The sequence below is a fragment of the Brevundimonas sp. genome (assembly GCF_036963785.1).
Taxonomy (GTDB): domain Bacteria; phylum Pseudomonadota; class Alphaproteobacteria; order Caulobacterales; family Caulobacteraceae; genus Brevundimonas.
The window spans coordinates 382007-401403 of sequence record NZ_JBALUS010000003.1 but is presented as its reverse complement, the minus strand read 5'-3'; the positions used below and the strand labels follow the sequence as shown (position 1 = coordinate 401403).

The following is a 19397-nucleotide window of genomic DNA, read 5'->3' as shown; positions in this document are numbered from 1 at the left end:
CACCTCGGGGAGCAGGACTGACGCGGAACTGGTCGAAGTGTTATGAGATAACATCACAAGACGTCAAGTGCAGTTGCGGCGGGCGGCCCGCATCGCTAGCTGTTGAGGACCATGGGACACAGTTGCGATCACGATCACGATACGGCCGCGCTCGACGCCGCCTCTGTGCACCAGCGCGTCACCGAGGCCGAGGCGCGCTGCCAGGCCGATGGTGAGCGGCTGACCGCCCCGCGTCGCCGCGTGCTGGAGCTGCTGATCGGGGCCGGCGAGCCGATGAAGGCCTATGATCTGATCGCCCGCTTCGGCGAGGACGGACAGGCCGCCAAGCCACCGACCGTCTACCGCGCCCTCGAGTTCCTTGAACGCCGGGGCCTGGCCCACCGCATCGCCTCGATCAGCGCCTATGTTGCCTGTGCCGAGCCCGAGGCTGACGGTAATCCCCTGCACGCCGCTGCCTTTCTGATCTGCGACTGCTGTGGGGCGACGCAGGAGGTGACGGGTGAACAGGCGATCAGCCTGACGCGCGCCGCGACCGCCGCCGGCTATGTCATCAGCCACACCACCATCGAGGCCCACGGCCGCTGCCCCGCCTGCCCCGCGTGACACCCCCCGAACGCCGCCTTTCCGTGCCGGTCGGGCCGGACGGCTCCCTGTCCGTGCTTGAACTGGGTCGGGCGGATGGCCCGGTCGACCTCGTCTTCCTGCACGCCAACGGTTTCAACGCCACCACCTACCGCCCGCTGCTGGCTCCCCTGGCCGAGGGCCGGCGCATCTGGGCCATCGACCAGCGCGGCCACGGCCTGACCGACCTGCCGGCCGATCCCGAGGGCCGGCGCGGCTGGCAGGATCTGCGTCGCGACCTGCTGGCCGTCATCGACACGCTGGAGGGCCGCCCCGTGCTGGCCGGTCATTCCATGGGGGGCACGGTCAGCCTACTGGCCGCCGCCAGACGGCCGGACCGGGTGGGCAGTCTGGTGCTGCTGGATCCGGTTCTCTGGCTGCCCCTCACCACCCTCGCCTTCGACCTGCCGGGCATGTCGCGGATGGCCGAGCGGATCCCCCTGGTCCGCAATGCCCGAAAGCGCCGCGCCGACTTTCCCGATATCGAGGCCGCGCGAAAGGCCTATCGCGGACGCGGCGCCTTTGCCGGCTGGCCCGATGAGGTGCTCGACGCCTTTCTTGAAACCGGGCTGAAGCCGTCCGGCGACGGCCTGACCCTCGCCTGCCGCCCGGATTGGGAGGCGTCCGGCTATGCCGCCCAGGCGCACAATCCATGGGGCGCCATGACCCGCTTCCGCGGCCCGGTCCGGATTCTCAGGGCCGAGGCCAGTTCCACCTGCCACGTCCCCGACCGTCCGCCGGGCCTGGCCCACATCCGCAGCCGCAGGGTGCCGGGCGCGACCCATTTCCTGCCGATGCTCAGCCCTGACGCCGTCCGCGAGGCGCTGGTCGCTGCGCTCGACACCGATGGGGTGGCCTCGCCCGGTTCCGCACGGTAAACCGCCCCCAATCACAAAAGACTGCCCCTTCCAGGAGAGAGACGCCCATGCGCGACATCCACCACTTCATCGACGGCCAGAGCTTCACCGGCGCCTCGGGCCGCTACGGTGACGTCTTCAATCCGAACACCGGTGAGGTACAGGCCCGCGTCCAGCTGGCCACCGAGGCCGAACTGGACCGCGCCGTCCAGGCCGCCCAGACCGCCTTCGAGAGCTGGTCGACGGTCAATCCCCAGCGCCGCGCGCGGGTGATGTTCGAGTTCAAACGGCTGGTCGAGGCCAATATGGACCAGCTGGCCGAGATGCTCAGCGCCGAGCACGGCAAGGTGATCGCCGACTCGAAGGGCGACGTTCAGCGCGGGCTTGAGGTCATCGAATTCGCCTGCGGCATCCCCCATGCGGTCAAGGGTGAATACACCTGGGGCGCCGGACCCGGCATCGACGTCTATTCGATGCGCCAGCCGCTGGGCGTGGTCGCGGGCATCACCCCGTTCAACTTCCCGGCCATGATCCCGATGTGGATGTTCGGCGTGGCCATCGCCGTCGGCAACACCTTCATCCTCAAGCCGTCCGAACGCGATCCGTCCGTCCCGGTCCGTCTGGCCGAGCTGATGATGGAGGCGGGCGCCCCGGCAGGGGTCCTGAACGTGGTGCACGGCGACAAGACGGCGGTGGACGCCATCCTGACCCATCCCCAGGTGCACGCCATCAGCTTTGTCGGCAGCTCCGACATCGCCAACTATGTCTATGAAACCGGCGCGCGCCACGGCAAGCGCGTCCAGGCCATGGGCGGCGCCAAGAACCACGGCATCGTCCTGCCCGACGCCGACATGGACCAGGTGGTCAAGGACCTGTCCGGGGCCGCCTTCGGCTCGGCCGGGGAACGCTGCATGGCCCTGCCGGTCGTCGTCCCGGTCGGCGAGAAGACCGCTGACATCCTGCGCGAACGCATGGTCGCCGAGATCGAAAGCCTGCGGGTCGGCATCTCGACCGACGCCGGCGCCCACTATGGCCCGGTCGTCACGGGCGCCCACAAGGCCCGCGTCGAGGGCTGGATCGACCAGGGCGTCAAGGACGGCGCCGAACTGGTCGTCGACGGTCGTGGCTTCTCCCTGCAGGGTCACGAGGACGGCTATTTCGTCGGCCCGTCGCTGTTTGACCACGTCAAGCCGGACATGAAGTCCTACAAGGAAGAGATCTTCGGCCCCGTGCTGCAGATCGTCCGCGCCGCGAACTTCGAAGAGGCCCTGGCCCTGCCGTCGAAGCACCAGTACGGCAACGGCGTCGCCATCTTCACCCAGAACGGTCGCGCGGCGCGTGACTTTGCCGCCCGGGTCAATGTCGGCATGGTCGGCATCAATGTGCCCATCCCGGTGCCGGTCGCCTATCACACCTTCGGCGGCTGGAAGCGCTCGGCCTTCGGTGACACCAACCAGCACGGCATGGAAGGCGTGAAGTTCTGGACCAAGGTCAAGACCGTCACCGCCCGCTGGCCCGACAGCGACCTGGAACACGCCGACAGCTCCTTCGTCATCCCGACGATGGGATAGACGAACGGACTTGACGACCCCGCCCCATGCCGCTTCGGTGGCATGGGCGTTGGGGGAGACATCATGATCCGAATTGCTGCATTGGCCTTTTTCGCGCTGGCCTTGAGCCTCGCCGCGCCAGCCTCCGCGCAGATCACAGTCGTGCCACCGGACCAGCAACGCGCTGCGATAGCCCACGCCGGAGCGGCAGTGGCGGCAGGTCAGCGGATCACCGCCATCCTCATGCCGCTGATGGAAAACCCTGAAATGGCTGCGGCCCGAACGCCGGAGCAGCTTCTTGACGTCCTCACCCGCATGCTCCCCCAACTCGCTGCAGGCAGGCAGGAACTCCGGGCCATAGGGCAGGAGTTGTCGGCCCTTCCCACACTCGCGGGGCCGGGTGTCCATCCCGAGATCGCGATGGTCGACAATGCCGTGGCGAACATGATTCGCGTGGCCAGCCTGGCCGACGGGGTCCTCGCAGACCACGCAGAGTTGGCCGACGCCCTGCGCAAGCGGGACTACGAACGGGTCGAGGTTCTGGTCCAGTCGCTCGTAAAGGCCTCCATCGTCATCATGGAGTCCCAGGCCGTGTCGATGAGGGGCCAGTTGCCTCTCACGGGATCCGACTCCTCCCAGTACGCAATCCTCTCCGGGATGGCCTGCTTTTATGAGGGTGCCGCCGCATTCCAGCGCGGCGCCTACGGCATGGTCAGTCCTGCGGAGGCCGCGACACAGCGTTCGGCGGCGCAGCAATGTATCGAAGATCAGATCGAGACCGGGCGACGGAATCTTGCGATCGAGGCGGCAACCCCGCCGCCCCACCCGACGCTCCGGCCGATGCACAGCCAGATCACTCAGGTGATGGGAGCATTCCTCGACCACTTGGTCAGCGCCGCAGACCTCATGGCGGACGCCCGCATCTCGATTATGGCGGGTTGGAGCCAGGAAAGACTGTTCGAGGTCTACAACCCCCGCGTTCTCGAGTTCCAACTTGGCCTTCAGCCGCTTCAGCGGCGGATACTCGAGGTGAACCAGACCCAGGGCCGCTGACGGGGGAAACGGCTTGACCGTCTTCGAAATGCCGACAGAACGGTGCTAGGGTACGATCCTCAACGTCCACGGAGCGCTCCCCCGCATGCGTCGTTTCTTTGTCTGGTCAGCCTTGGCCGCCCTTGTGGGCCTGTTGATCGCCGGTGGCGGCTACTGGGCCTACTGGACCTATTACGCCCGGTTCCAGCCGGTCACCGTCTCGCGCGACCAGGAGTCCATCCAGACCCTGCTGGACGAGGCGGGCTGGATCTCGGCCGGTGGCGGCGGCTCGCCCGTCTATATCGTCGGCTATCGCGACAGCGCCGCCATGCAGCGCTATGAGCGCGAGGAAGTGCCCAAGCTCAAGGCCGCCGGGGCGGAAGTGCGCATCATTCTGTTCGCCCGCCCCGACCGCGAGGGCGCGCAGCAATCGACCGCCGCCGAGCGCGCCACGGTCGCCGAGCTGTGGCTGACGCGCGACTGGTCTCTCTATGAGCGCTGGACCGCCACCCCGACTGCCAGCTGGACTGCCGCCGGCATACCCGCCGCCGACGACAATCTCGCCCGCAGCGCCGTGGTCGATGCCGGGCAGAAATTCGTCATCGACCTGACCGGTTATCTGCGGAACTCCGGCCTGCAGCCGCGCTATCCGCTGATCCTGTGGCGCGACCAGCAGGGCTATCTCAAGGCCTGCGCCTGTTCCGATCCGCGCTCCTGGGTGTTTATCCGCGACGATCTGGGCGCACCGGACCGGATCGATGCCGATGTGCCGGTCGAACTGGGTCTGGAGCCCGAGCCGCAGCCCGACGGCGCCCCGCCGCTCGACTATCCCGACCTGCCACCCATTCCCGAGGGCGAGACCGCCCCGGAGGCGGGCGACGACGCCTCACCTCCGTCCGCCAATCCCCCGGCGCCCAAACGGCCCACGACGCCGCCCCCGGCGCCGAAGGCCCAGCGTCAGGACGACACCACCTTCTACTAGATCAGGCGGCCAGCACCCGGGCGCAGCCGGCGATCAGCTGCTCGACGTCGTCCTCGTCCTGGTACAGGCCGAAGCCGAAGCGGATGATGTCGTCGCGCACATCGGTGACGATGTCGGCCTCCAGCAGGCGCGCGCGCCAGGCCTGGGCCTCCGGGTGGCGGATGGCCAGGAACCGGGCCCGGGTCGGCAGGTCATTGCCGGGTGCCCCCGCGATCGGATTGACGAGCTCTGCCGTGCCCAGCAGACCGCATCGACCGTCCTGCACCGCGGCCTGGAATTGCGCCAGCCGGCTGAGCGCATGGTGGGTGATCACCGGCGTGGCCAGCCCCTCGGCCGCCAGCATCCGGCGCACCGCATTGAACCGGTAGAGCGGCGTCGGGTCGAAGGTCGCGCCCCAGAAACGGCCCGCATCCCCGCGATAGCGCACGCCTTCGGGCGGCCCCATCAGATTGCCGAATTCCGCGAACCAGCCGGTGATCTCGGGCCGTTCGCAATAGCCGTGCGGCGCGTGCAGGATCCCCGCCCCCTCACCCGCCATGACGTATTTATAGCCGCCGGTGACATAGAACAGCCGGTCCGCCACCGCCGACAGATCGGTCGGGGTGGCCATGAAGCCGTGATAGCCGTCAACGATACCCCACGGCCCTTCGGGACGGCACAGGTCGGCCAGCGCCTCCAGCCCGTCAAACACCTGGCCGGTCCGGAAGAAGACCTGGCTGATGACGAACAGGTCGAAATCCCCCGACCGCGCTGCCTCCAGATAGCGCTCGCCCAGCGTCTCGACCGGATCGGGCGACACCCGGGTCACCACCGCCTGGCCGGACTCCTCCCAGCGCTCGGCCTGTCGCCGGAAGGCATGGAATTCGCCGCCCGTGGTCAGGATGCGCACGGGTCGCTGCTGCATGCCCGAGACGATACGGATCAGGAAGTCGTGGGTGTTCAGGGCAAAGACCACCGTCTCCGGATCGGGCAGCGACAGCTCGCTCGCCACATGGCCCTGCGCCTCGGGCACGACCTCGCCGAACACGCGGTCCCACTTCTTGTCAGCCAGCCGCACGCCGTCATTCCAGGCCTCGACCTGGCCATCGAAGCTGGCATCCGGCCACAGATGGTGGCTGTGCGCCGCGAAATGCAGCCGACCCGGCGCCGCCGCCAGCGCCCGTTTGAACAGATCCTTGCGCGCCGTGGTCATCGTCCGTCTCCTTCGCGCTCAAGCCGCGAGGCTCCGCGAGCCAGGCGTAGCGCTCTTGATATGCGCTCAAGCAGCGAGCGACCGCGTCGCGAGCGTCAGCGCCTTAAACGAGCGCGCCGTGGCAGTGCTTGAACTTGCGGCCCGAGCCACAGGGGCACAGCGAGTTGCGGCCCGTGCGCTGCCAGCCTTCCGGCAGCATCTCGACCGGCATGCGCGACCGGTCGTCCCCGTCCAGACGGCCTTCCGGCAGCTGGGCATTGGGGTTGGCCATCTCGTTTTCGCCGGTGCCGGGATTGAGGTGGATTTCCTCGAACTCGGGCATCTGGGGCGGCGGCTCAAAGCGGAACTCGACCGTCATCAGCCAGCGGGTCACATTGTGCCGCAGGTCGTACAGCAGGCTTTCGAACAGGGCGAAGGCCTCGGTCTTGTACTCGTTCAGCGGGTCGCGCTGGCCATAGCCACGCAGGCCGATGACACCGCGCAGATGGTCCAGATGCACCAGGTGCTCGCGCCACTGCATGTCGATCATCTGCATCAGGAACTGCTTCTCCAGCCCCCGCATCCGGTCATCGCCGATCAGCTTCAGCCGCTCCTCGGCGCGCGCGTCCGACGCGGCCAGCAGGCGCTCCTCGAACTCCTCGTTCGACACGCCTTCCTCGGCGGCCCAGTCCTTGAGCGGCAGCTCCAGACCCAGGGTCGAGCGGACCTTCTCGTCCAGACCGTCGATGTCCCACTGCTCGGCATAGGCCTTGGGCGGCATATAGCGTTCGACCAGATCGTTGATCACATCGTGGCGGAATTCACCGACCAGCTCGGACATGTCGGTCGCGTCCATGAACTCCTGACGCTGTTCGAACACGGCCTTCCGCTGGTCATTGACGACGTCGTCGTACTTCAGAAGGTTCTTGCGGATGTCGTAGTTGCGCTGTTCGACCTTCTTCTGGGCCTGCTCGATGGCCTTGTTCAGCCACGGGTGGGTGATGGCCTCGCCCTCGGCCACGCCGAAGGTCTTCATGATCGAATCCAGCCGGTCACCGGCAAAGATGCGCAGCAGATCGTCTTCGCACGACAGATAGAATTTCGACGTGCCCGGGTCGCCCTGACGGCCGGTCCGGCCGCGCAGCTGGTTGTCGATCCGGCGGCTTTCGTGGCGCTCGGTGCCCAGCACGAACAGACCCCCGGCCTCCAGCGCAATGGCGCGCTGTTCGGCGATCTCGGTCTTGAACTGCGCTTCCTGGGCCGCCTCGGCCTCGGGCGTGACTTCGATGCCCATGTTGCGCTGGTCCTGGCGCCAGCGCTGCAGGCGCATCTCCAGGTTGCCGCCCAGCTGGATGTCGGTGCCGCGGCCGGCCATGTTGGTGGCGATGGTCACCGCGCCGGGCAGGCCCGCTTCGGCGACGATGAAGGCTTCCTGCTCGTGCTGGCGCGCGTTCAGAACACTGTGGGGAATGCCCCGCAGACGGGTCTCATAGCGGATGTCATACGCCGCATCGCCGGCCTTCTGGGCCTCCTTCTCACGGCCCTTGAACTCGGACTTCAGGGTGCGATCCACCTCGACCTTGTACTCATAGGTCTGCAGCAGCTTCGACAGGGTCTCTGACTTCTCGATCGAGACCGTGCCGACGAGGATCGGCTGCCCCGCCAGATGGCGCTCGGCGATCAGCCTGGCGATCGCCTCATTCTTCTCGCGCGAGGTGCGATAGACCTCGTCGTCATAGTCGATGCGCTTGATCGGCCGGTTGGTCGGGATCTCCATGACATCCATCTTGTAGATGTCGAGGAACTCCTGGGCCTCGGTCGCGGCCGTACCGGTCATGCCGGACAGCTTGGAATACAGGCGGAAATAGTTCTGGATGGTCACCGAGGCCAGGGTCTGGTTCTCGGGCTGGATCTTGACGCCTTCCTTGGCCTCCAGCGCCTGGTGCAGGCCCTCGGACAGACGACGTCCCTGCATCATCCGGCCGGTGAATTCGTCGATCAGCATCACCTCGTCGGCGCGGATGATGTAGTCCTTGTCGCGCTGGTAAAGCGTGTTGGCGCGCAGGGCCTGATTGGCGTGGTGCACCAGGCTGATGTTGGCCGCGTCGTAAAGGCCGGTCGTGTCCTCGGCGAACAGGCCGCGCTCTTCCAGAACGGCCTCGATGGCCTCAGAGCCCTCTTCGGTCAGCAGCACCTGGCGCTGTTTCTCGTCGACCTCGAAATTGGCAGGGTCCTGGATCAGCTCCTTGATGATGCCGTCCAGCGTCACATACAGGTCAGAGCGGTCCTCCGTCGGGCCCGAGATGATCAGCGGCGTGCGCGCCTCATCGATCAGGATGGAGTCGACCTCATCGACGATGACGAAGTGGTGGCCGCGCTGCACCATCTCGCGCCGGTCATAGACCAGGTTGTCGCGCAGATAGTCGAAGCCGAACTCATTGTTGGTGCCGTAGGTGATGTCGGCGGCATAGGCGGCCTGGCGCTGTCCGCCCGACAGGCCGTTGACGATCACGCCCACTTCCATGCCGAGGAAGCGATAGACCCGGCCCATCCATTCGGCGTCGCGTTTGGCCAGATAGTCGTTGACGGTGATGACGTGCACGCCCTTGCCCGCCAGCGCATTCAGATAGACGGGCGCCACGGCCACCAGCGTCTTGCCCTCGCCGGTCCGCATCTCGGCGATGCCGCCTTCGTGCAGGATCATGCCGCCGGCCAGCTGCACATCATACTGGCGCTGGCCCAGCACCCGCTTGGAGGCCTCGCGCACGACGGCAAAGGCTTCGTTAAGCAGCTTGTCCAGCGACTCGCCCTTGGCCAGCCGGTCCCGGAAGGCGTCGGTCATCATCCGGAGCTCGCCGTCGGACAGGGCGGCGAACTTGTCCTCCAGGGCGTTGATCTTCTGGACCTGGGCCATGAAGCCCTTGACCTTGCGGTCGTTCGAGGAACCGATAAATTTCTTGGCGAAGCCGAGCATGGAGGATCCGGAAAACTACGGTGAGCGGACAGGCTCAGTCTGTGGGGCCCTGTCTAGGGGGGCTTGGGCGAGCAGCGATACACGCCATCCCGGCGGAGGCCTTCGCATCATCCGGCGCCGGAAGGGCAAAAACCCTGAAACCCGGCCACGCGAACGGTGGAAACCCCTCGACTTGGGCGCAGGCGGGACTTAAGCACCGGCCTTATCCCTGTCAACGCGAGGGGCATTCAGCCGGGCCCTCCCGGACACGCCCCAAAGGCCGTATTCCCTTCGCCCGGGCCGAGGAGCGCCGCATGCGACTGTCGTCCAACCCGCTTGTCTTTCTTTTGACCGCCCTGATGCTGGCGCTGACCCTGTCGGCCTGTACCGGGGATCGGGGCAGCGACCGGCCGCCGGAACCAGGCGATCAGGCCGTGGCCCGGGTCGCGGGCGAGACCATCTGGGCCTCGGACGTCAAGCGCGAGGCGGTGGCCCAGGGCCTGATCGGCGAGGGTGAGCCGCTGGACGTCACCTCCAGCCTGTTCCGCCGCGTTCTGGACGAGGTCATCGACCAGAAACTGCTGGCCCGCGAGGCCGAACGCCGGGGGCTGGACAAGTCGCCGCTGGTCCAGCGCAGGCTTGAGGTCACCCGCGACCGTATCCTCGGCGATGTGCTGGTCGAAGCGGTCGTAAACGGCACCATTACCGATCAGGCCGTCGAGGCGCTCTATCAGGAGCAGGTCACGCTGGCCCGGGACACCGACGAGCTCCGCATTCGCCTGATCCTGTCGCGTACCCGCGAAGAGGCCGAGACCGTCATGGGCGTGCTCGGCACCGGCGCCGCCTTCGAGGCCGTGGCCGCCGAAAGCTCGATCGACGAGGCGACGCGCTTCTCGGGAGGGGACCTCGGGTATCGCACGCTCGATGTGCTTCCGGAGGCCTTCCGAAACGCCCTGCGCGACAAGCCCGCAGGCTCGACCGTCGGCCCCTTCCAGACCGAGGGCGGCTGGGCCGTGGTGCGGGTCGAGGATCGCCGCCGCGAGACCCCGCCCACGCTCGAACAGGCCCGTCCCCAGATCGTCCGCTATTTGACCTATGAGGGCGTGCGCCAGCTTCTGGAAGGACTGCGCGGCCGGGCCGATGTCGAATTCCTGCTGGCGGCCGAGCCCGAGTCCACCCTCGAGGAGCCCGCCTCGGCCCCTCCGTCCGCAGGAACCGGTGAATGAAGCCGCCCAAGCCAAAGTCCACCGGCCGTACCTCTCTGGAAAAGGCCTTTGATCCCTTCACCGCCGCTCTGAAGCGCGGCGGCAAGCCCGCCACGCCGACCCCTGCGCCCGCCGCGCCGGGCAAGCCGGGGCTGGACATCTCGCCGCTGGCCGTTCCCTTCCCGACCATCGGCACCGTCGGCGGGGTCGAGATCGCCACCGCCCGGGCCGGCTTCTACAAGCACCAGCGCGACGATCTGGTGGTGTTCCGCTTTGCCCGTGGCACCAGCTGCGCGGGGGTCTTCACGCGGCACAAGATCGGCTCGGCCCCGGTCGACTGGTGCCGCCGCCATCTGGATGGTGACGAGGGCGGCAAGGACGTCCGCGCCCTGGTCGTCAATGCCGGCTGCGCCAATGCCTTTACCGGGAAGCCCGGCGCGGATGCGGCCCGCCGCACCGCCTCGGAGGTCGCCAAACGCTTCGGCTGTCGCCAGCGCGACGTCATGCTGGCCTCGACCGGGGTGATCGGTGTCACCCTCGACGACCGCAAGATCGCCACCCGCCTGGGCGAGATCGAGACCCGCCTCGACGCCGACACCCCCGCCGCCGACCAGTGGACGGCTGCGGCTGCGGGCATCATGACCACCGACACCTTCCCCAAGGGGTCGTACGCGGAATGCAAGATCGAGGGCCACACCGTCCGCATCGCCGGGATCGCCAAGGGCTCGGGCATGATCGCGCCCGACATGGCGACCATGCTGGCCTTCATCGTCACGGACGCTGACATCCACCCGAACGTGCTGCGCGCCATGCTGGGCCTGCATGTGCGCACCACCTTCAACTCGGTGACGGTCGACGGGGACACCTCGACCAATGACACCTGCCTGTTGTTCGCGACCGGGGCCTCGGGCGCGCCGCGCATCGGCCGGGTGGGTGATCGCCGGCTCAAGGACTTCTCGCGCGCCCTTGATGGCGTGATGCTCGACCTCGCCCACCAGCTGGTCCGCGACGGTGAGGGGGCGACCAAATTCGTCAAGGTCACCGTGGACGGCGCCGCCAGCCCCGCCTCGGCCCGCAAACTGGCCAAGTCGATCGCCGACAGTCCGCTGGTCAAGACCGCCCTTGCCGGTGAGGACGCCAACTGGGGCCGGGTGGTCATGGCCGTCGGCAAGACCGAGGAGCCCGTCGACCGCGACCGGCTGGCGATCCGCTTCGGGCCCAACGTCGCCGCCGTCGACGGCGCCCCCTCGTCCAGCTACGACGAGGCGAAGATGAGCGCCTATATGAAGAACGCCGAGATCGACATCACCGTCGACGTCGGCGCCGGCCGCGCCTCTGCCACCGTCTGGACCTGCGACCTGACCAAACGCTACATCGAGATCAACGGCGACTACCGCTCGTGACCGTGCCTACCGTCCTCGTTGTTGCCGTGGCCCTGATCGATACGGACGGGCGGGTGCTGATCGCGCAGCGGCCCGAGGGCAAGCAGATGGCCGGCCTGTGGGAATTCCCCGGCGGCAAGGTCGAGCCGGGCGAGCGGCCCGAGGCGGCCCTGATCCGCGAACTGCGTGAGGAACTGGGCATTGAGGTCAGCCAGAGCTGCCTGGCCCCGTTCGTCTTCGCCAGTCACGCTTACGAAAGCTTTCACCTGTTGATGCCACTGTATCTGTGCCGACGCTGGTCGGGCACGGTCGTGGCGCATGAACATACCGCGCTCAAATGGGTCCTCCCGAACCAGCTGTCGGACTGGCCCATGCCGCCGGCAGATGAACCTCTGGTCGCCTGGCTGCGCGACCTGCTCTAGCCACCGAGGGAGGCGGCCGTGACGACACTCCGCCGCTTCCTCTTCGATGAGTCCGGAGCCACCTCCCTGGAGTACGGCCTGATCATCTCCCTGATCTTTCTGGTGATCCTGTCGGCCCTGACGGCTTTCGGCGGGACCGGTTCGGGCATCTTCAACAGCGCGATGAACACGCTGAAGACCGCCATGGGCGGCTAGGTGTTGCGGGGCGCCACCCGGAACCCTGGGGCGACCGAGCCCGGCTTCAGCGGCTTCGGCTGATCCGGAGAGGGGGCCCAGCCGGTCAGGAACAGGGTCTCGAAGGTCGCCTGCACCCGCGGACGCGCATCGTCGCCCGTCACCGAATGCCGCTCATCATAAAGCGCCGCTGCCCGGGCCAACGTCCGGCGCGACAGGGGCGGCTTTGGCCCCTCGGGCGCACCCGCCTCGCCCATGCCGCGCAGGTCGTTCACCAGCGCCATCATCCCGGCATAACGCACCGCCACCGTATCCCCGTCCACGACCGGCAGGGCGAAGCCGGCCCGCTGCATCAGGCCCGCCGCATCATAGGCATCGGCGAACGGCGACACGCGCGGCGCGGCGCCGCCGGTCACCTCCAGCTCCGCCCGGGTCAGAACATCGCGCAACTCGATCAGCGTGCCCGCCCCGAACATCGCCCCCAGAAACAGGCCGTCCGGCTTCAGCGCCCGCCGGATCTGGGCCAGTGCCCCCGGCAGGTCATTGGCCCAGTGCAGGCCCAGCACCGAGACAATCAGATCAACCGATCCGTCCTCGATCCCCAGCGCACCCTCGCCCGGCACCGCCCGGTCGGTGAGGGACACAGGCGTGGTTACCGGCCCCAGCCGCGCTGCCGCATCATGGTCGGCCACCACAGCCCCGAAAATCCCGGCACGGGGCGACAGATCGACCACGACGGAGAAGTCGCGAGGGATGGCATCCAGACTGTCGGCCAGTCCCTCGGCGGCGCGGCGGTGCAGGAAGTCGACCGGCGTCCCCGCGCCCTCCGCCCGTTGCACGCGCGCCATCCTGCGGGCAGGGTCGAACAGTCGGGGCGGTGCGGATGAGGTCATGCGGATCGATATGGGGGCTGAGGGCGACTTCTGGAAAGCCGGTCCGGGCGCGCGTGTCCAGTCTTTCGCACGCGCCTTCGGGCGTGGACTGGCCGATCTGATCCTGCCGCCGCCCGAAGCTCCGGGCCCCGCCGGCCGCATCGGGGCGGCCCTGACCTCGGCGGAATGGTCGCGCATCACCTTTCTGGAGGATCCGGTCTGCGACGGCTGCGGCGCGCCCTTCACCGTCGACTCCGGCGATTTTGCCGAAGGCCGCTGCGCGCCCTGCCTCGCCCATCCGCTGGCCTTCGGGCGCGCCCGCGCGGCCTGTCTCTATGACGACGGATCACGCCCGCTGATCCTGCGGTTCAAGCACGCCGACGATCAGCCTCTGGCCCCGCTGTTCGCGCGCTGGCTGTCGCGCTCGGCCCGCCCCCTGCTGGAGCAGGCCGACGCCGTGGTGCCGGTGCCGCTCCACCCCTCGCGCCTGCTGTCCCGCCGCTTCAACCAGGCCGCCGAGATCGCCCGACCCCTCGCCCGCGCCGAACGTCTCGACTATCTCCCCGACAGCCTGATCCGAAGGGCCGCTACGGCATCCCAGGGCGGGCTGGGCGCCCGGGGCAGAAAGCTGAATGTGAAGGGCGTCTTCTTCGTCCCCGAAGCGCGCCGCGGTCGCCTGCGCGGGCGACGCCTCCTGCTGGTCGATGATGTGCTGACCACCGGCGCCACGGCCGAGGCCTGCGCCCGCGCCCTGCTGGACGCCGGGGCCCGCGCCGTGGACCTCGCCGTCGTTGCCCGGGTGCAGACCGCCCGCACAATGCCTAGATAGGGGAACAATCCGCCCGTCCGGGGGCTCATCCCCCATCTGCAACCAACGGAGTAACCGCCAGTGTCCGACGTCGTCCTCTATACCAAACCGGGCTGCCCCTACTGCATCTCGGCCATGATGCTGCTCAAGAAGAAGGGCGTGGACTATCAGGAGATCGTCGCCTCCAACGACCCCCAACTCAAGGCCGAAATGACCGCAAAGTCGGGCGGCCGGGCCACCTTCCCGCAAATCTTCATCGGTGACCGCCATATCGGTGGCTCCGACGACCTGCACGCCCTCGACGCCCGCGGCGGACTGGACCCCCTGCTGGAGGCCTGACACCCCGCCATGGCCGAGCCGCTCGACATCGCCCTGATCCAGACCCGCACGCCGGCCACCAGTGCGACCGGTCTGGATCACGTCGCGCCCCTGATCCGTCAGGCGGCAGGCGAAGGCGCCAGACTGGTCCTGACGCCCGAGGCGACCAACCGCCTCGAGCGGCGCAGCGAAGGCCGCGCCACCCTTCTGCCCGAGGCGGACGATCCTGCCGTGCAGGGCCTCGCGGCCCTCGCCCGTGACCTCGGCATCTGGCTGCAGGTCGGCTCGGTCATGGTGAAGGGCGAGGACGATCCGGCCGGTCGCGCCGCCAACCGCGCCCTGCTGATCGACCCCGACGGCCGCATCACCGCCCGCTACGACAAGCTGCACGTCTTTGACGTCGATCTCGACACCGGCGAGAGCTGGCGCGAAAGCAAGGTCGTGCGCCCGGGAGAGCGCGCCGTGGTCGCCGACACCCCCTGGGGCGGGCTGGGCCTCTCCATCTGCTACGATGTGCGCTTTCCCCAGCTCTATCGCGACCTCGCGAAAGCGCGGCCCGTCGTCGGCCTGATCGCCATTCCCGCCGCCTTCACCGTGCCGACCGGCGAGGCCCACTGGCAGGTCCTGCTGCGCGCCCGCGCCATCGAGACCGGCGCCTTCGTCCTGGCCGCAGCCCAGGGCGGCACCCATGAGGACGGTCGCGCCACCTGGGGCCGGTCCACCGTCGTCGACCCCTGGGGCAAGATCGTCGCCACCCTTGATCATGACCAGCCCGGGGTGCTGCATGCCCGGCTTGACCTCGACGCCGTGGATCGGGCAAGGCGCGCCATCCCGTCCCTGACCCACGATCGCCCCTTCCGTTCCGCCTCCGACACATGATCCGCTACGCCCTGACCTGTGCGGCCGACCATCCGTTCGAGGCCTGGTTCTCGAGTTCCTCGGACTATGACGATCAGGCCGCCCGTGGCCTCGTGGAATGCCCCTTCTGCGGGTCGCGTGAGGTGGCAAAGCAGATCATGGCGCCCGCCGTCGCCGGCACCAAGAAGCGCGACACGACCGGCGCCCCCCTCCAGACCCTGATGTCCGACATGGCCCGCAAGGTCCGCGCCCATGTCGAGGCCAATTTCGACTATGTCGGCGATACCTTTGCACGCGAGGCCCGCGCCATCCACGAGGGCACGTCCGAGCAGCGCGAAATCTATGGCGAGGCCACACCGCAGGAGGTCCGGGCGCTCAAGGAGGACGGCATCCCCTGCGCGCCCCTTCCGGCCTCGCCCCCCGATCCGTCAAAGGCGCACTAGGCCATGGACGGGGGGGAGCGCTATCACGAGTTCGACCCGCCCGAGGCGCTCAGGCCATGGGTGCGCAAGGTCTGGACCTATGCCTGTCCGAACCCCAGCCGCACCGTCCAGCGGATCGCGCCCGACGGCTGTCCCGAACTGATCCTCGATCTCGGCGACCCCTATGAGGAGGCCGATGCCGACGGCGTCTTCCACCTTCAGCCGCCCGCCCTGTTGGCGGGCCAGATGACCCGGCCCATCGCCATTCGGCCGACCGGACCGGTCGAGATGGTCGGTCTGCGCTTCCAGCCCGATGGCGCCCGCGACTGGCTGGGGCGGTCCCTGCGCACGGCTACCGACCAACGGCTGGACATGACCGACCGTCTGCGAGACCTCTCGCCGCCCGCCGGGGGTCCCGAAGCGCAGGCCCGTCAGATGATCGACTGGATGGCCGGCCAGCGCCGGGACGACTGGTCCGTTGACGTGCTGGTCCGGGCCGAGGTCGAGGCCATTCACGGGGATCAGCCCTCTCTGCCCCGCGACGGCTCGGCCCGCCGCGCCCTGCAGCGTCGCTTTCTCGACCGGGTCGGCATCGCACCGCGCACCCTGCGTTCGGTGATCCGCTTCCGGCGTGTCTTCGACCACGCCATGTCCGACGAGGCCGAAGGCTGGCTCTCGGCCGGGCTGGACGCCGGCTATTTCGACCAGCCCCAGCTGGCACGCGAATTCCGCCGCTTCCTCGGCTGCACGGCGACCGAATGGGCACGGGAACAGGTCGAGCTGGCGCGGGCTATCGCGTCGCAAACCTACAAGCCGGGCGGGCCCGAGCCGTCCTAGAGGTCGGACACGTCAACCGGAGCACCTCGATGTCCCTGCTGCCTGTATTCGCCGCCGCCCTTCTCACGACCACCCCCCCGGCCCAGGATCCCGTCGCCGGCCTCGGCTGGATGAGTGGCTACTGGCTCGACTGTTCGGAAGGGCGCGAGGCGTCCGAGACCTGGAGCGATCCGCGCGAGGGCCTGATGGCCGGTCATGCCGTCACCGTTTCGGCGCAGGGGCGCGTCGGCTTTGAACTAGCTTTTATCGCCGCCCTGCCGGATGGCGCCGCCGTCTATGTGGTCAAGCCCTCGGGTCAGGACGAGGTGCGGTTCACCCTGACCGAACAGGGTGAGGACTTCGTCGTCTTCTCGAATCCGGACAACGACTTCCCCACCCATATTCGCTACGAGCGCGACGGCGACGGGCTCAGGGCCCGGATCGACGGCGAGATTTCGGGCACGCCCCGCAGCGTCGAATGGCGCTTTGCGGCGGCCGCGCTCAATACGCGCTGCCCGGCGACTTAGTCGCGGGTCCAGCCCTGCTCCGCCATGCAGGTCTCGAAGGCCCGGCTGTTCACATCGGCGGTCTGGCGGCACTGGTCGCGCGCCTCATCGAACGGGGTGGCGGCCTTGGCGCGCCAGCCGTCTTCATGAGTCGCGTCGATGATGGTCACACAGGCCGAGGTGGCGAGGCCCGCAGCGATCAGGGTAGCGGTCAGGATCAGGCGTTTCATGGGTGTATCTCCGGTGAAGCTTGGACTTCACCTCTACTCCCCGCGCCCGGCGCATTCCCGTTACAAGTCTGAAATCTGGATGAATTCGCGGTAAGCTTCAGGGCCGCTCGGCGATCATCATATAGTTGATGCCGACATCATCGCTTTCGGAGAACCGGCCGGACAGCGGGTCATAGGTCACGCCGAACGGTCCGCGCACCTCGACCCCGGGCGCAGCCTCCAGCCAATCCTTCAGCGTGTCGGGCTTGATGAACTGGTTCCAGTCATGGGTGCCCGCACGCACCCAGCGCAGGATATATTCAGCGGCCACCTTGCCCAGCGCCAGCGACTTCAGCGTCTTGTTCAGGGTCGCGACAATCATCATTCCGCCGGGGGCGATCATGGCGGCGGTGTCGCCCAGATAGGCTGCGGGGTCGGCGACGTGCTCGACCACCTCCATGTTCAGGATCAAATCGAACGGCGGCTCGCCGGCGGCCATCAGCCCCTCGGCCGTGCCGTGGCGAAAATCGATCGTCAGCCCCTGGGCCTCGGCGTGCATCCGGGCCGTACCGATGTTCTGCTCCGAGGCATCGACCGCCGTCACGTCAAAGCCCAGCCGCGCCATCGGCTCGGACAACAGCCCGCCGCCACAACCGATGTCCAGCAGCCTTAGCCCCTCGAACGGGCGCCGGGCCGTGCCGTCGCGCCCGAACCGCGCCAGCGCCTCGCGCCGGATGAAGCCCAGCCGGACGGGATTGAACCGGTGCAGCGGCGCAAACGGCCCCTTCGGATCCCACCAGGTCTCGGCCAGCGCCGAAAAGCGCGCCACATCCGCCGGGTCGACGCTGTACGCCGGACCCGAGGCCTGGCCCGGATCGGTTTTCGGTTTGCGCGGCCCGGCCGTGTCGTTAGAAGCGCCCATGGGCATGGCATGAACGCCCCCGACATCAGTTTCAAGAGAGGATCCCGGTCAGAATGACGCGCCTTGTGCTGAAGTTCGGCGGGACCTCCATGGGCGACCTTGACCGGATCCGGCGTGCAGCGCGGATCGTGGCCGCCGAATACAATGCCGGACGGCGCGTGGCCGTGGTTGTCTCGGCCATGGCGGGCAAGACCAATGAGCTGGTCGCCTGGACCGACGGCGCGGGCCGCCCGGCCCAGGGCATCGACCCCACGGACGACGAATATGATGCCGTGGTCGCCTCGGGCGAACAGGTGACGGCCGGCCTGCTGGCCCTGACCCTTCGCAATATGGGCCTGCGCGCCCGCAGCTGGATGGGCTGGCAGATTCCCATCCTGACCGACGACCAGCATGGCAAGGCCCGCATCATCGACATTCCGGGCGAGGCCTTGGGTCTGGCCGTCGACGGCGGCGAGATCGCCGTGGTGCCGGGCTTTCAGGGCATCAGTCCTGCCGGACGGATCACCACCCTCGGCCGCGGGGGCTCCGACACCTCGGCGGTGGCGGTAGCCGCAGCGCTCAACTGTCCGTGCGACATCTACACCGATGTGGACGGCGTCTATACGACCGACCCCCGCATCGAGAGCCGGGCCCGGCGGCTGGAGCGGATTTCCTACGAGGAAATGCTGGAAATGGCCTCGCTGGGGGCCAAGGTGCTCCAGACCCGCTCGGTCGAACTGGCCATGGCGAAAAAAGTGCCCCTCCGGGTGCTGTCCAGCTTCATTGAACCCGACGATCATGGCGTGCTTCCCGACAAGGGCGGCACCCTGATCTGCGACGAGGAAGAGATCGTGGAAAAACGTATCGTGTCCGGCGTCACCATGAGCCGCGACGAGGCCCGCATCACCCTTCTGGGGCTGGATGACCGCACCGACGCCCCGGCCGACGTCTTCACCCGCCTGGCCGAGGCCGGGGTCAATGTCGACATGATCGTCCAGAGCCAGTCGCGCACCGAGGGCGCGGTCAACCTCACCTTCACCACCGGACGCCGGGATGCCACCCGCGCTGCCGAGCTGATGCGCGCGGCCCAGGCCGACATCGGCTTCCAGGAAATCCGCCTCGACGAGGATGTGGCCAAGGTCTCGGTCGTCGGGGTCGGCATGCGCAGCCACGCCGGCGTCGCCCAGACCATGTTCCGGGCCCTGGCCGACAAGGGCATCAAATTCCAGGCCATCTCGACCTCGGAAATCAAGATCAGCGTCCTGATCGACGCCGCCTATGCGGAACTGGCTGTGCGGGCGCTCCATTCCGCCTACGGCCTCGAAACCGTATAGACAT

The 19397-nt window shown here is 68.0% G+C and carries 21 protein-coding genes; 16 read left to right on the top strand and 5 right to left on the bottom strand.

From position 1 onward, the window contains the following. Nucleotides 1-111: 111 nt before the first annotated feature. From V7672_RS08670 to V7672_RS08650, 5 genes are all read left to right on the top strand, one after another. Nucleotides 112-603, top strand: a complete 492-nt coding sequence (locus V7672_RS08670) for a Fur family transcriptional regulator (protein WP_335624195.1) — start codon at nucleotides 112-114, stop codon at nucleotides 601-603. A 53-nt stretch (nucleotides 604-656) separates the two neighbouring features. Then, nucleotides 657-1499, top strand: a complete 843-nt coding sequence (locus V7672_RS08665) for an alpha/beta fold hydrolase (protein WP_335624194.1) — start codon at nucleotides 657-659, stop codon at nucleotides 1497-1499. A 47-nt stretch (nucleotides 1500-1546) separates the two neighbouring features. Beyond that, on the top strand, nucleotides 1547-3049 hold the full coding sequence (locus V7672_RS08660) for a CoA-acylating methylmalonate-semialdehyde dehydrogenase (protein ID WP_335624193.1): 1503 nt from the start codon (nucleotides 1547-1549) through the stop codon (nucleotides 3047-3049). A 63-nt stretch (nucleotides 3050-3112) separates the two neighbouring features. Then, nucleotides 3113-4081, top strand: a complete 969-nt coding sequence (locus tag V7672_RS08655; RefSeq protein ID WP_335624192.1) for a hypothetical protein — start codon at nucleotides 3113-3115, stop codon at nucleotides 4079-4081. 85 nt (nucleotides 4082-4166) lie between these two features. Beyond that, entirely contained in the window at nucleotides 4167-5042 is an 876-nt protein-coding gene (locus tag V7672_RS08650; RefSeq protein WP_335624191.1) for a hypothetical protein, read from the top strand. 1 nt (nucleotide 5043) lies between these two features. Here V7672_RS08650 and V7672_RS08645 read toward each other — a convergent pair whose 3' ends face one another. Together V7672_RS08645 and secA are read right to left on the bottom strand one after the other, a co-directional pair. Next, nucleotides 5044-6234 (bottom strand): aminotransferase class V-fold PLP-dependent enzyme, encoded by a 1191-nt coding sequence (locus V7672_RS08645; protein ID WP_335624190.1) that lies wholly within the window; start codon nucleotides 6232-6234, stop codon nucleotides 5044-5046. Between the two features lie 103 nt (nucleotides 6235-6337). After that, the gene (secA, locus tag V7672_RS08640) at nucleotides 6338-9187 is read right to left on the bottom strand and encodes a preprotein translocase subunit SecA (RefSeq protein WP_335624189.1); all 2850 of its coding nucleotides are present in this window, start codon (nucleotides 9185-9187) and stop codon (nucleotides 6338-6340) included. Between the two features lie 293 nt (nucleotides 9188-9480). Here secA and V7672_RS08635 point away from each other — a divergent pair, with 293 nt between their 5' ends. The 4 genes from V7672_RS08635 to V7672_RS08620 are packed head-to-tail and all read left to right on the top strand — an operon-like array spanning nucleotide 9481 to nucleotide 12370. Beyond that, nucleotides 9481-10392: a peptidylprolyl isomerase gene (locus tag V7672_RS08635; RefSeq protein ID WP_335624188.1), complete on the top strand. Its 912-nt coding sequence runs from the start codon at nucleotides 9481-9483 to the stop codon at nucleotides 10390-10392. Then, on the top strand, nucleotides 10389-11774 hold the full coding sequence (gene argJ / locus V7672_RS08630; protein ID WP_335624187.1) for a bifunctional glutamate N-acetyltransferase/amino-acid acetyltransferase ArgJ: 1386 nt from the start codon (nucleotides 10389-10391) through the stop codon (nucleotides 11772-11774). The genes V7672_RS08635 and argJ overlap by 4 nt, the downstream gene beginning before the upstream one ends. Continuing rightward, nucleotides 11771-12175, top strand: a complete 405-nt coding sequence (locus tag V7672_RS08625) for a (deoxy)nucleoside triphosphate pyrophosphohydrolase (protein ID WP_335624186.1) — start codon at nucleotides 11771-11773, stop codon at nucleotides 12173-12175. Before argJ ends, V7672_RS08625 begins: the two co-directional genes overlap by 4 nt. Nucleotides 12176-12193: 18 nt before the next feature. After that, nucleotides 12194-12370: a Flp family type IVb pilin gene (locus V7672_RS08620; protein WP_335624185.1), complete on the top strand. Its 177-nt coding sequence runs from the start codon at nucleotides 12194-12196 to the stop codon at nucleotides 12368-12370. On the opposite strand, the gene V7672_RS08615 is transcribed toward V7672_RS08620, so the two are convergent. Next, the gene (locus V7672_RS08615) at nucleotides 12367-13242 is read right to left on the bottom strand and encodes a methyltransferase domain-containing protein (RefSeq protein WP_335624184.1); all 876 of its coding nucleotides are present in this window, start codon (nucleotides 13240-13242) and stop codon (nucleotides 12367-12369) included. The genes V7672_RS08620 and V7672_RS08615 overlap by 4 nt on opposite strands. Between V7672_RS08615 and V7672_RS08610 the strand changes: the two genes are divergently transcribed. From V7672_RS08610 to V7672_RS08585, 6 genes are read left to right on the top strand one after another with little or no spacing between them, the layout of a single operon-like run. Next, a complete protein-coding gene (locus V7672_RS08610) occupies nucleotides 13241-14050 on the top strand; it encodes a ComF family protein (protein WP_335624183.1) in 810 nt (269 codons plus the stop codon). The genes V7672_RS08615 and V7672_RS08610 overlap by 2 nt on opposite strands. 60 nt (nucleotides 14051-14110) lie before the next feature. Continuing rightward, complete coding sequence (grxC, locus tag V7672_RS08605; RefSeq protein WP_335624182.1) at nucleotides 14111-14368, top strand: glutaredoxin 3; 258 nt, start codon at nucleotides 14111-14113, stop codon at nucleotides 14366-14368. Between the two features lie 9 nt (nucleotides 14369-14377). Beyond that, nucleotides 14378-15226 carry a carbon-nitrogen hydrolase family protein gene (locus V7672_RS08600; protein ID WP_335624181.1) on the top strand — a complete coding sequence of 283 codons (849 nt, stop codon included), beginning with the start codon at nucleotides 14378-14380 and terminating at the stop codon, nucleotides 15224-15226. Beyond that, complete coding sequence (locus V7672_RS08595) at nucleotides 15223-15648, top strand: DUF1178 family protein (RefSeq protein ID WP_335624180.1); 426 nt, start codon at nucleotides 15223-15225, stop codon at nucleotides 15646-15648. The genes V7672_RS08600 and V7672_RS08595 overlap by 4 nt, the downstream gene beginning before the upstream one ends. 3 nt (nucleotides 15649-15651) lie before the next feature. Then, a complete protein-coding gene (locus V7672_RS08590) occupies nucleotides 15652-16464 on the top strand; it encodes an AraC family transcriptional regulator (protein ID WP_335624179.1) in 813 nt (270 codons plus the stop codon). A gap of 29 nt (nucleotides 16465-16493) precedes the next feature. Beyond that, nucleotides 16494-16970 (top strand): DUF6265 family protein, encoded by a 477-nt coding sequence (locus V7672_RS08585; protein ID WP_335624178.1) that lies wholly within the window; start codon nucleotides 16494-16496, stop codon nucleotides 16968-16970. Here V7672_RS08585 and V7672_RS08580 read toward each other — a convergent pair. Next, entirely contained in the window at nucleotides 16967-17179 is a 213-nt protein-coding gene (locus tag V7672_RS08580; protein ID WP_335624177.1) for a hypothetical protein, read from the bottom strand. The two genes, V7672_RS08585 and V7672_RS08580, sit on opposite strands and share 4 nt — an antisense overlap. 97 nt (nucleotides 17180-17276) lie before the next feature. Beyond that, nucleotides 17277-18080 carry a bifunctional 2-polyprenyl-6-hydroxyphenol methylase/3-demethylubiquinol 3-O-methyltransferase UbiG gene (gene ubiG / locus V7672_RS08575; RefSeq protein ID WP_335624176.1) on the bottom strand — a complete coding sequence of 268 codons (804 nt, stop codon included), beginning with the start codon at nucleotides 18078-18080 and terminating at the stop codon, nucleotides 17277-17279. A 53-nt stretch (nucleotides 18081-18133) separates the two neighbouring features. On the opposite strand from ubiG, the gene V7672_RS08570 reads away from it, so the two are divergent. Then, nucleotides 18134-19393, top strand: a complete 1260-nt coding sequence (locus tag V7672_RS08570; RefSeq protein WP_335624175.1) for an aspartate kinase — start codon at nucleotides 18134-18136, stop codon at nucleotides 19391-19393. Nucleotides 19394-19397 lie beyond the last annotated feature (4 nt).

Bases quoted from the DNA above. Each gene is read 5' to 3' on its own strand.
- ubiG (WP_335624176.1), bottom strand. From the start codon at position 18,080: ATGGGCGCTTCTAACGACACGGCCGGGCCGCGCAAACCGAAAACCGAT.
- V7672_RS08670 (WP_335624195.1), top strand. From the start codon at position 112: ATGGGACACAGTTGCGATCACGATCACGATACGGCCGCGCTCGACGCC.
- V7672_RS08590 (WP_335624179.1), top strand. From the start codon at position 15,652: ATGGACGGGGGGGAGCGCTATCACGAGTTCGACCCGCCCGAGGCGCTC.
- V7672_RS08600 (WP_335624181.1), top strand. From the start codon at position 14,378: ATGGCCGAGCCGCTCGACATCGCCCTGATCCAGACCCGCACGCCGGCC.
- V7672_RS08610 (WP_335624183.1), top strand. From the start codon at position 13,241: ATGCGGATCGATATGGGGGCTGAGGGCGACTTCTGGAAAGCCGGTCCG.
- V7672_RS08635 (WP_335624188.1), top strand. From the start codon at position 9,481: ATGCGACTGTCGTCCAACCCGCTTGTCTTTCTTTTGACCGCCCTGATG.
- V7672_RS08650 (WP_335624191.1), top strand. From the start codon at position 4,167: ATGCGTCGTTTCTTTGTCTGGTCAGCCTTGGCCGCCCTTGTGGGCCTG.
- V7672_RS08615 (WP_335624184.1), bottom strand. From the start codon at position 13,242: ATGACCTCATCCGCACCGCCCCGACTGTTCGACCCTGCCCGCAGGATG.
- V7672_RS08655 (WP_335624192.1), top strand. From the start codon at position 3,113: ATGATCCGAATTGCTGCATTGGCCTTTTTCGCGCTGGCCTTGAGCCTC.
- argJ (WP_335624187.1), top strand. From the start codon at position 10,389: ATGAAGCCGCCCAAGCCAAAGTCCACCGGCCGTACCTCTCTGGAAAAG.
- V7672_RS08580 (WP_335624177.1), bottom strand. From the start codon at position 17,179: ATGAAACGCCTGATCCTGACCGCTACCCTGATCGCTGCGGGCCTCGCC.
- V7672_RS08595 (WP_335624180.1), top strand. From the start codon at position 15,223: ATGATCCGCTACGCCCTGACCTGTGCGGCCGACCATCCGTTCGAGGCC.
- secA (WP_335624189.1), bottom strand. From the start codon at position 9,187: ATGCTCGGCTTCGCCAAGAAATTTATCGGTTCCTCGAACGACCGCAAG.
- V7672_RS08645 (WP_335624190.1), bottom strand. From the start codon at position 6,234: ATGACCACGGCGCGCAAGGATCTGTTCAAACGGGCGCTGGCGGCGGCG.
- V7672_RS08570 (WP_335624175.1), top strand. From the start codon at position 18,134: ATGACGCGCCTTGTGCTGAAGTTCGGCGGGACCTCCATGGGCGACCTT.
- V7672_RS08585 (WP_335624178.1), top strand. From the start codon at position 16,494: ATGTCCCTGCTGCCTGTATTCGCCGCCGCCCTTCTCACGACCACCCCC.
- V7672_RS08660 (WP_335624193.1), top strand. From the start codon at position 1,547: ATGCGCGACATCCACCACTTCATCGACGGCCAGAGCTTCACCGGCGCC.